Genomic DNA, 1,001 nt, shown 5'->3' on the forward strand with positions numbered 1-1,001 from the left:
CCTTGAAATACCAGCCTGGCATCATTGGCGTTCTCACTCAGGTCCGTTATCCGGATCGAGGACAGTGTGTGGTGGGTAGTTTGACTGGGGCGGTCTCCTCCCAAAGCGTAACGGAGGAGCACGAAGGTACCCTCAGCACGGTCGGACATCGTGCAATGAGTGCAAGAGCATAAGGGTGCTTGACTGCGAGACAGACACGTCGAGCAGGTGCGAAAGCAGGTTCTAGTGATCCGGTGGTTCTGTATGGAAGGGCCATCGCTCAACGGATAAAAGGTACTCCGGGGATAACAGGCTGATACCGCCCAAGAGTTCACATCGACGGCGGTGTTTGGCACCTCGATGTCGGCTCATCACATCCTGGGGCTGAAGTCGGTCCCAAGGGTATGGCTGTTCGCCATTTAAAGTGGTACGCGAGCTGGGTTTAGAACGTCGTGAGACAGTTCGGTCCCTATCTGCCGTGGGCGTTGGATGTTTGAGAAGGGCTGCTCCTAGTACGAGAGGACCGGAGTGGACGCACCTCTGGTGTTCCGGTTGTCACGCCAGTGGCATTGCCGGGTAGCTATGTGCGGACGGGATAACCGCTGAAAGCATCTAAGCGGGAAGCCCCCTTCAAGATGAGACATCCCTGAGGCCGAGAGCCTCCTGAAGGGCCCAGCGAGACCAGCTGGTTGATAGGCACGGTGTGGACGCGCTGCAAGGCGTTGAGCTAACGTGTACTAATGGCCCGTGAGGCTTGACCCTATAACACCCAAGGGGTCTGGTCGTGATGATAACGACGAGTGTGAGAGCACTTGGATAACCGGATACGCGCAGTGAGCGATAAAACGCTTACTGCCAGATGAGACGGTCACGAAACACAGCACAGCATGATGTACAGCCAGTTACGCCTGACGACCATAGCAAGCGTGAACCACCTGATCCCTTGCCGAACTCAGCAGTGAAACCGCTTCGCGCCGATGGTAGTGTGGGGTCTCCCCATGCGAGAGTAGGTCATCGTCAGG

Annotated in this window: 2 rRNA genes; both read left to right on the top strand. The window is 56.6% G+C overall.

The features are described from left to right. A 23S ribosomal RNA gene (locus NH395_RS18330) occupies positions 1-741 on the top strand; the annotation flags it as partial. 145 nt (positions 742-886) lie between these two features. Next, positions 887-1,001, top strand: a 5S ribosomal RNA gene (gene rrf, locus NH395_RS18335); the annotation flags it as partial.

Source organism: Halomonas sp. Mc5H-6 (genome assembly GCF_024124705.1).
GTDB lineage: Bacteria > Pseudomonadota > Gammaproteobacteria > Pseudomonadales > Halomonadaceae > Vreelandella > Vreelandella subterranea.